This is a genomic window from Sulfurimonas sp., from assembly GCF_027056685.1.
Taxonomy (GTDB): Bacteria; Campylobacterota; Campylobacteria; order Campylobacterales; family Sulfurimonadaceae; genus Sulfurimonas.
On record NZ_JALUKE010000088.1, the window covers coordinates 1 to 9,092 of the forward strand.

10 protein-coding genes are annotated in these 9,092 nt (G+C 35.6%); 9 read left to right on the plus strand and 1 reads right to left on the minus strand.

Going from position 1 to position 9,092, the window contains the following annotated elements:
* The first annotated feature begins 138 nt into the window (after positions 1-138).
* The 4 genes from MVY38_RS03870 (at position 139) to MVY38_RS03885 (ending at position 2,817) form a co-directional block, all read left to right on the plus strand.
* Entirely contained in the window at positions 139-1,662 is a 1,524-nt protein-coding gene (locus MVY38_RS03870; RefSeq protein ID WP_297483765.1) for an FAD-dependent oxidoreductase, read from the plus strand.
* Entirely contained in the window at positions 1,662-2,369 is a 708-nt protein-coding gene (locus MVY38_RS03875; protein WP_297483766.1) for a 2Fe-2S iron-sulfur cluster-binding protein, read from the plus strand. The genes MVY38_RS03870 and MVY38_RS03875 overlap by 1 nt, the downstream gene beginning before the upstream one ends.
* 64 nt (positions 2,370-2,433) lie before the next feature.
* The gene (locus MVY38_RS03880; RefSeq protein ID WP_297483768.1) at positions 2,434-2,667 is read left to right on the plus strand and encodes an addiction module protein; all 234 of its coding nucleotides are present in this window, start codon (positions 2,434-2,436) and stop codon (positions 2,665-2,667) included.
* Entirely contained in the window at positions 2,668-2,817 is a 150-nt protein-coding gene (locus MVY38_RS03885; RefSeq protein ID WP_297483770.1) for a hypothetical protein, read from the plus strand.
* A gap of 113 nt (positions 2,818-2,930) precedes the next feature.
* On the opposite strand, the gene MVY38_RS03890 is transcribed toward MVY38_RS03885, so the two are convergent.
* Entirely contained in the window at positions 2,931-4,622 is a 1,692-nt protein-coding gene (locus tag MVY38_RS03890) for a nitrite/sulfite reductase (protein WP_297483772.1), read from the minus strand.
* Between the two features lie 71 nt (positions 4,623-4,693).
* Between MVY38_RS03890 and MVY38_RS03895 the strand changes: the two genes are divergently transcribed.
* The 5 genes from MVY38_RS03895 to MVY38_RS03915 all read left to right on the plus strand — a co-directional run.
* Entirely contained in the window at positions 4,694-5,191 is a 498-nt protein-coding gene (locus MVY38_RS03895; protein WP_297483774.1) for a YajQ family cyclic di-GMP-binding protein, read from the plus strand.
* Positions 5,192-5,214: 23 nt separating this feature from the next.
* Entirely contained in the window at positions 5,215-5,832 is a 618-nt protein-coding gene (locus MVY38_RS03900) for a DNA-binding protein (protein WP_297483792.1), read from the plus strand.
* A 3-nt stretch (positions 5,833-5,835) separates the two neighbouring features.
* A complete protein-coding gene (locus tag MVY38_RS03905; RefSeq protein ID WP_297483776.1) occupies positions 5,836-7,152 on the plus strand; it encodes an NAD-binding protein in 1,317 nt (438 codons plus the stop codon).
* Positions 7,142-8,587, plus strand: a complete 1,446-nt coding sequence (locus MVY38_RS03910) for a TrkH family potassium uptake protein (RefSeq protein WP_297483777.1) — start codon at positions 7,142-7,144, stop codon at positions 8,585-8,587. The genes MVY38_RS03905 and MVY38_RS03910 overlap by 11 nt, the downstream gene beginning before the upstream one ends.
* Positions 8,588-8,673: 86 nt before the next feature.
* Positions 8,674-9,092, plus strand: a 419-nt coding sequence (locus MVY38_RS03915; RefSeq protein ID WP_297483779.1) for a chloride channel protein, incomplete at its 3' end; no start/stop codon positions are given.

The window sequence follows — 9,092 nt, forward strand, 5'->3', positions numbered from 1 at the left end:
TATTAAATCAGAATATGGTTTTAGAAAAGAAAAATTTAGCATTTCTAGAGTTTGAAAAAGAAATTTTTAATAATGATTAGTAATCTAAAACAAATATTTAATTAGATATATGAAATAATTACTAAATTTGGAGATAAAATGAAAACAGATGTTTTGATAATAGGCGCAGGTGGTGCAGGACTTTGTGCTGCACTTGCTGCAAAAGAGGCTGGCGTAGATGTGAAAATCTTAACAAAAGAGTATCCAACACGAAGTCAAACATGTATGGCTCAAGGTGGTATGAATGCTGCGCTTGCCAATGTGAGTGAAGATAGTATTGAAGCACATATTGCAAATACGCTTAAATCTGCTCATGGCGAAGCTGATGAAGAGGCGGTGCGTTATATGTGCAGTGAGGCACCAAACGCAGTGGCATGGCTTGATAGCATCGGTGTCTGTTTTTCTCGTACAAAAGATGGAAAAATTGCACAAAGAACGCTCGGTGGTGCTTCAGCGCCTCGAGCTTGTTATGCACAGGATTATACTGGGCTAAAAATTTTACATACGCTCTATGATAGATGTTTGCAAAAAGATGTAGAGATACTCAATGAGAGATTTTTACTTGATTTACTGCAAAAAGAGGATGGAAGTGTTTGTGGTGCGTTGATACTCAATATTCGCACAGGAGAGGTAGAACACCACTTTGCAAAAAGTGTCATCTTAGCAACAGGTGGCTACTCTCGCATCTATGATAAATACTCTACAAATTCGACTGCTTCTACTGGAGATGGCATCGCTGCTGCAAAGAGGGCTGATGCGAAACTTCTTGGTATGGAGTTTGTACAGTTCCACCCAACAGGTCTGAAAAACTCCTCTATTCTCATTAGTGAATCAGCAAGAGGAGAGGGTGGCTACCTTGTAAACTCTAAAGGGGAACGATTTACAAATGAGCTTGCCCCTCGTGATGAGGTAAGCCGTGCCATAAATGCAGAGATGCAAAAGGGTGAGGAGGTCTTTTTAGACATTCGTCATTTAGGAGAGCAGTTCATCGATGAAAATCTTCCTCAAGAGCGAAAACTCGCAAAGCTTTATGAAAATGTTGATCCTGTGTATGATTTAGTACCAATAAAAGCAGTAGCACACTACACCATGGGTGGCATTGAGGTCGATAATAAGTCACAAACAAGTGTGAATGGTTTGTTTGCATGTGGTGAGTGTGCCAACCATAAAGTGCATGGTGCCAATAGGCTCGGAGGAAATTCTCTTCTTGAAATAGTCGTTTTTGGTCGTGAAGCTGGAAAAAGTGCATCAAACTTTACATTTTGTGATGACAAAAGTAGGAGTGATTATGAGTGTAAAAAGAGTGAAAATTTTCTTAATGCAGTAAAAGAGTTTACAAATGAGATAAATTTTTATGAAAAACGAGAGAGTGTTGGTGAACTTTTTTATAAGAAAGTTGGCATTGTACGACGACAACGAGAATTGCTTGAGGCTCAAAAAGAGATAGAAAATCTTAAAGAGTTACTCCCTATGATGGGTGTAAAAGATACTAAAAAGATTTATAACACCAATCTTACAGAGTTTTTAGAGTTTAGAAATATGCTTGATGTATGTAAAGCAGTAATAAACGCTACCCTAGCACGAGATGAGAGTTGTGGCGCACACTATATGGAGGCAGAATAATGAAAGTAAGCATACAAAGAGAGTTTGATTTTATTGAGTATGATGTTGATATGTCTGATGCAACACTTCTTGAGGTTTTAAATAAAATTAAAATAGATCAAGATAGCTCTCTTGCGTATAGTAGTGGTTGTCGTAGTAGTGTTTGTGGCTCTTGTGCTGTGCGTGTCAATGGCAAAGAGGTACTTGCATGTTCTTATAAAGTAAAAGAGGGAGATAGCATTGAACCTTTGAAAAATGTTCCTCTTATTCGTGATTTAGTTGTAGATATGGACAAGGCATTAGAGACAAACAGACGAGCAAAAGCATGGATGAAAGAGTGTGATACATCAGCCCAACTCACTCCTGAAAATGAGTTTGTAAATGCGTTACAAAGTGACTGTATTTTATGTGGTTCATGTTACTCTGCTTGTCCTGTTTATAGTCTGAATGAAGCCTTTTTAGGACCTTTTGCCTTGACTCGTGTTTGGAAATATGTAAGTGATAAACGGGAGTTAGACACGACTGAAAAGTTAGAGACTATTCAAACAAATGGAGTATGGGACTGTACTTTATGTAATGAGTGTACCCTTGTTTGCCCTCAGGGAATTTCAAGTAAAGCCGACATTGAAAAATTACGAATGAAATCAACAATGGCAGGCTACACTGACCCAAATTTTGCCAACTCTTTTGGTGGAGGATTTAGTTTTGATGGGAGTCCAAGTTTTTAGAAGAGTTAAAGAGAAAATATAAACCATTGTGATAGAATAACTTATAAAAATTGGAGTTTAGTATATGTTAGCATTAAAACAAGAACAATTATTTAATGAGATAAATCTTTTACCAATAGATTTGAAAACTAAAATTGTTGATAAACTATTAGCAAGTATTACACCTGCTAATAGTTCAATAGATGCTCTTTGGGTAAAAGAAGTCAACAAAAGAAAAAGCGATATTGAAACTAATGTTGTAACTCTTATTCATGGGGATGAAGTTTTTCAAAAAATAGCAAAAAGATTACACTCTTAAATGGCTTACTCTTTTCATCCAGATGCTGAACTTGAGTTAAATGTCGCTGTTGATTATTATGAAGAAGAGTGTAAAGTTAATCTTGGTGTAGAGTTCGCTTATGAAGTTCAAAAAACAATCCAAAGAATTTTAGAATTCCCAACTGCTTGACAAATCGTTTTCCATTTGGAGTAATTTACTACCAAAGAGATGAAGAGATTATTATTTTAGCTATCATGCAACTTCAAAGAAAACCTAACTATTGGAAAAAAAGAAAGTAACTTCTAACGAAAGCTTGTCCTCTTAATAGGTGGTTTATAGTGAGGGTCTTTTCCCTCTACTGTCCACAACTCTTTTACAAGAGTACTTACACTCTTTTTCATGCTATTTTCAAGTAAAACAAACACATCAAAATATTGAGATAAAAGTGCTAACTCTTGCTCCTGCGTTTGGAATTGTGTTTGTTTTGGTAGAGGAAGTGTTTGTTTTGTTTTAAGATTGTAAAGATGCCAAAGGGCTAAAAAATCTTCACTATAGTTGTTGAGGATATGTTCTGCATAGAGTTGAAAATTTTGGTAGCCACTCTTCTCAAAAAGTCTAATAATAAGTGTCATGGTGCTTTTGAGATGGACAAATGGCACCATTGAAAAGAGTTGTCGTGCAATGCTTTTTCCTGTATCGTGTTCTGCTCCTATAAAAATTCTAGCGCCTCCATCAGTATCGCCAAAGTTGTTTGTTTTTAGCCCTATAAGTCCAATGTCGGTATGTCGGTGTCTGCCACACCCTTTTGCACATCCTGAAAAGCCGATTTTTATGCGATGTTTATAAATCTTTTCAAGTGGTAGGTACTTTTCTGATTCATCTTTAATGCTCCAAACAGCGTAAGGACAGAGGTTTCCAGCACATGAGACTACTGTTGCACTAAGAGCAGGGGAAGCAAACGGAACACGCTTCTCTTTGAGACCTAAAATATAGATATTTTGATCACTTCCTGTTCGTATTTGGGCTGAGTGTTGCAAGGCAAAGTCACTAATGGCCTCTACTTCATCTGCATTTAAGCGTCCAAAATCACTTTGATAACAGTAGGCATAAGTGCCATCATTAAGCTCCTCAAACTCTTGAAACTCCACATGTTCGAGTTGTAACTCTCCTGCGTTTGCAAACTCTTTTTTGTATTGTGTTTGTATAAGCTCACGAAGCCCTTTTATTCCCATCTCCTCTATCATATAAAAGAGTCTTGTTTTAGAGCGTGAAAAGCGTGAGCCATGTGTATAAAATGTTGCAACAAAGGCTTTGAAAAAATCAACAACTTCCTCTTTTGTCACAAATATATCTGCATCTTGTGCTATCTCTGTATTTTTTCCACCCATATAGATATTAAAACCATAAATATCACCCTTTTTTGCAAGTGCAAAGTATAAATCATTTGCAAAAAAGGAGTTTACATTTGCACTATTTCCAGAAATTCCAACACTCACACGACGAGGGAGCATTCCTACATATTTTGGATTTTTAAGAATGTAATTTTGCATCTTTTGGATGAGTGGATAGACTTCAATATGTGCAAATTTTCCTACGCCATCATAGACATCTGTGACAATATTGCGGACATTGTCTCCAAAACTCTGCCATGTTGTGAGTCCGTTTGCATTGAGTTTTTTCCAAATTTCTAAAACATTATCGGACTCTATATCATGGAGTTGAAATCCTGCGCGGGCAGTTATAACAAGTGTAAGGTCATACTCCTCTACTATATCTGCCATATATTCAAACTCTTTGGCACTAATTTGTCCTCCTGCGTTTCTTAGTCTTAGAGTAAATTCACCCTCTAAAAAATCAGTAGTAAAAATACCAAAATCTTGCAAATAGTAGCGGTCACCCTCTCCAAGTGAGTCAAAATCAATCGTTTCAAACTCTGCAAAGTAGTCGTATGGTTTAAGTCGTGCTTTGTATATTTCGCGTTTGTTAAGTTTCATCTGTATATTATATCAAGATTTCAAACAAGAGTGTGTTATAATTGTTAGCAAAATATACAAGGTTTTTAAAGATGGCAAAAGAACACTCATTTGATATAACAGCAAAGATAGATATGCAAAATATGAAAAACGCAATAAACTTGGTAGATAGAGAAGTTGCAAATCGTTATGATTTTAAGGGTACGACTTATGAGGTCAATTTTAAAGAGAAAGAGAAAGTTTTAGTGCTTGTCGCTTCAAGTGACAATAAACTTGATGCTCTTAAAGATATAGTTATAGCAAAATTACTCAAACAAGGGCTCTCTTCAAAGGTGCTTGACGAGTTGCGTGTGGAAGATGCAAGTGGTGGGACTAGAAAGGCAACTTTTAAAGTGGTTGATTATATTGAGTCTAAAGAGGCTAAAAAGATAACTGCAGACATTAAGAAAATGAAATTAAAAGTGCAAGCGCAGATAGAGGGTGACTCTATTCGTGTAAAAGGTGCTAAACTTGATGACTTACAAAAAGTAATGAAGATGGTCAGAGAAGGGGATTGGGAAGCGCCTCTTGTATTTGACAATATGAGATAATTGAGGTGTTGTTTGTGAAAAATATGACAGTAGCAGAGGCGGCAGAGCATTTTGGAATTTCAAAAGAGGCAATACACAACCGCATACGAAGAGGTTCACTAAAAAGTGTAGTTGAAAATGGTGTGAAGATGGTTGTAATAGATAATACAGAGCAAAAGCAAGCACCAAAAAGAGCAACACCAACACGAAAAAGCTCTCTTAATAATGATAGATATTATAAATATCTTGAAGAACAAAATGCAAAATTAGAGTCTCGTATAGATACGCTAGAGGGTGAGACAAGAACGCTTCGTGATCAAAAAGAGCGTATGCTTATAGAAGAGCGTGAGAAGATAGAACGCATCTATAAAGAGAAAGATGAGCAACTTAAAAATATACTGAGCAGTATTTCATCACAGTTTATGCTCACTACTCCAGAGGAGATTGTTGAGGTTGAAGCACAACCTGTTATTGAAACAAAAAGTGAAGTTGTCTCTTTGAAAAAATACCTTAAAAAGCATAATTTTTCTCAAAAGAAAGAGGATAAAATAAAGAAGAGATTTCAAAAGAGTGCGAAAAAAGAGGATGAGAGAATAATAGTGATAGGTTCTAAATATTATCTTGATGTACTAAAGTATGACTATAGCGACTTGGTAAAATAGGCTATGAATATTATTATAGCAGGTGCTGGTAAGGTTGGTTTTAATCTTGCAAAGACACTTTGTATAGGGCATAATGTCACCATTATAGACCAAAATTCTGAAGCACTCGATAGAATTCAAGAGAGCCTTGACATTATGCCTTTGCGTGGTAATGTAGAAGATTCTAAGACCTACGCAAGTTTTACAGATAAAGATATTGACCTTTTTATAGCTGTTACAAATCTTGACAATGTCAACCTTATCTCTGTTTTAATGGCGGAAGCTGTTTTAAATATTGATAGAAAATTTGTCCGTTTACAAAAAGAGTTTTTTCATGAGAGTGATGTAAAAGAGAGACTCAATATTGATAAATTGATTTTTCCAGTTGAACTTACCTCTAAGGCTATCTCTTCACTACTGCAATATCCAAAAGCAAATAATGTAAAATTTTTTAAATATACAGACTATAAGCTTATATCGGTCATGGTTTCAAGCCGTTTTGTACCGCAAACTTTTGAATCAGAAAATTTTATTATTGTAGGTATAGAGAGAAAAAAAGATTTTTTTATTCCTCATGACAGCACTGTAGAAGTCCTTCCAAATGACCTTGTTTACTTTTTTGGATTGGAAGAAGATATTCGTGCTATATGTCAAAAATTAGAGTTGGAGACAAACAGTGAAATTCACCGTTGTGTTGTTTTTGGAGGAGAAGAGTTAGGTGTCTCTATATCGAAAGAGCTTGTAAAAGTTGGGCGGGATGTAAAACTTGTAGAGGAAGATTTGGCTCTATGTGAAAAAGCAGATGAAGCTTTAGAGGGAAAAGTCTCTATCATTAACTCTAAATACCGTTCTCATGATGTTTTTGAAGATGAAGACCTTGATAGTGCCGATATTTTTATAGCGGCTACAAATAATGATGAGTTTAACATCATTAAATGTTTAGAAGCAAAAGAGAGTGGCATCAAAAAAGTTGTAGCCATAAATAATGAGATGGAGTACTATAATTTGATGCACTCTTTGGGTATTATTGTTGTTCGTGGTCCAAAGATTAGTGCGTACAACACCATAATGGAAGAGGTAAGCTCTACGGGTGTTGTTATTCAAAAAAGTTACTGTGGGGCTAAGGCTATCATCTTTATGCGTAAAGTTTTTCAAAGTTCAGGCTTGGTAGATAAAAAAATAAAACCATTATCTACAGAAAAATCTGCACTTTTTTATGTGCGTCAAGATATAGTTTACCCTTTAACTGAAAAAATGATTTTGCAAGAGAATGATTTGATTATTGCGTTTTCTCCAACAAAAGAGAGTACAAAAGTGAAGCAGTGGATCTATGGCCTTTAAAAATATACTGAAAATATTGTCACTCATTGGGATGACCGTTTCGGCAATTTTTTTGCTAGATATTTTAGTAGGGGTTCTTTATCATGAGCGTTATAGTGAATTTCTGGAGTATGATTCACTCTTTTTTTCCGTTAACCTTTTTGTTTGGCTATTTTTACGTAAACATGAACTGAATTTGAAAATAAAAGATAGCATTTTAGTTGTCAATTTACTTTGGATTCTTTTGGGTATTGCTGGTGCTATTCCTTTGGTCCTCTATACTCATGTCTCTTTTGCATCTGGATTTTTTGAATCTATCAGTGGCTTTACTACAACAGGTGCGACGGTCTATACAAACATAGAAGATTTGCCACATATGATACTTTTTCATAGAAGTTTAATGCACTGGCTAGGAGGACTTGGGGTTATTGTCCTTGGTGTTGGACTCCTCTCTATGATAAATCCAACAGGAAGTCTTTCGCTTTTTAAGGCAGAATCAACAGGTGTACAACTTGAAAAACTTACACCAAAAATAAAAGATACCGCAGTAAGTCTTTGGCTTGTCTATTTTGTGCTTACTTTTTTTGATATTTTACTTTTGAAATTTTTTGGAATGAATTGGTTTGATTCTATAAATCATGCTTTTGCAACGGTCTCAACGGGAGGATTTTCTACCAAAAATAATTCTATGGGGTATTTTGTTTCTCAAGATGGTATTATCTGGACGACAACTGTTTTTATGATGCTCTCAGGCATAAACTTTTTAGCACATCTGAAGCTCTATCATAAAGATTTTTCAGGCTATAAAACAGAAGAAGTTCGTTGGTATTTACTTATCTTTTTGGCACTTAGCTTAGCATTGACATTTGTGCATGTAGATACCACTGGAGACTCTTTTTATGATGCTCTAAAGAATTCAAGTTTTACTATTGCCTCCGTAATGACAACGACTGGGTTTGCAACTATTGATTATGGTTCATGGTCACATCTCGCTATTGCCATTGTATTTGTAGGACTTTTGATGGGTGGTAATGCAGGTTCAACTGCAGGTGGTATAAAAATCATTCGTCATGTGATTATTTTTAAAACACTCTCTAGTGAACTCAAAAGAATTATTCATCCAAATACCATCATATCTGTTTTTGTAGATGGTGTAAAACAAAAAGAGAGAATAATCTCCTCTACATTTGGTTTTTTTACTCTTTTTATGATTACTGTTGCTGTCGTTACTGTTTATATTTATGCAAGAGGGTATGATGCTATGAGTGCCATCTCAGGAGCTTTTGCTCTTGTTGGGAATGTAGGACCAGGATTCTCTCTTGTAGGTCCAGCAGACAACTTTGCGTTTTTTAGTGATTTTGATAAAATCTTCTTCTCAATTGCCATGATTATAGGAAGACTTGAGTGCTATACAGTCTTTGTGTTACTGAGTAGTTCTTTTTGGAAAAAGTTTTAGATTTTTTCTTACAAATAGTAACTGCACTGCATTTTTTATGTAATAATTAGATAAGTAAAAGAAATTTCATAAAAAGAGGTAGATTAATGATAAGAAGACATATAACTGAGCAGACGGCTATATTTTTTAGTGTTTCAAAGTGGGTCTTTTTATCGTCGATTATCGGAGTAGTAATTGGTGCAACGGTCACACTCTTTTTAAAGATTTTATCTTATGGTGATGTAAGTCGCTCTTTCATTCCTTTTGATTATTATTACCTCCTTCCAGTAGCACTTGTTGCAAGTGTTTGGCTCACAAAAAAGTTTGCACCAACAGCAGAGGGACATGGTACTGAAAAGGTTATTTCTGCGGTACATAAAGATGAAGGAAAAATAGATGTTTCTGTTATTCCTGTTAAAACATTAACAACGGTTTTAACCATCTTTGCCGGTGGTTCTGTGGGGAAAGAGGGTCCAGGTGCGCAGATAGGGGCAGGCATGGCCTCTCTTGTCTCTTCCCTTTTAAA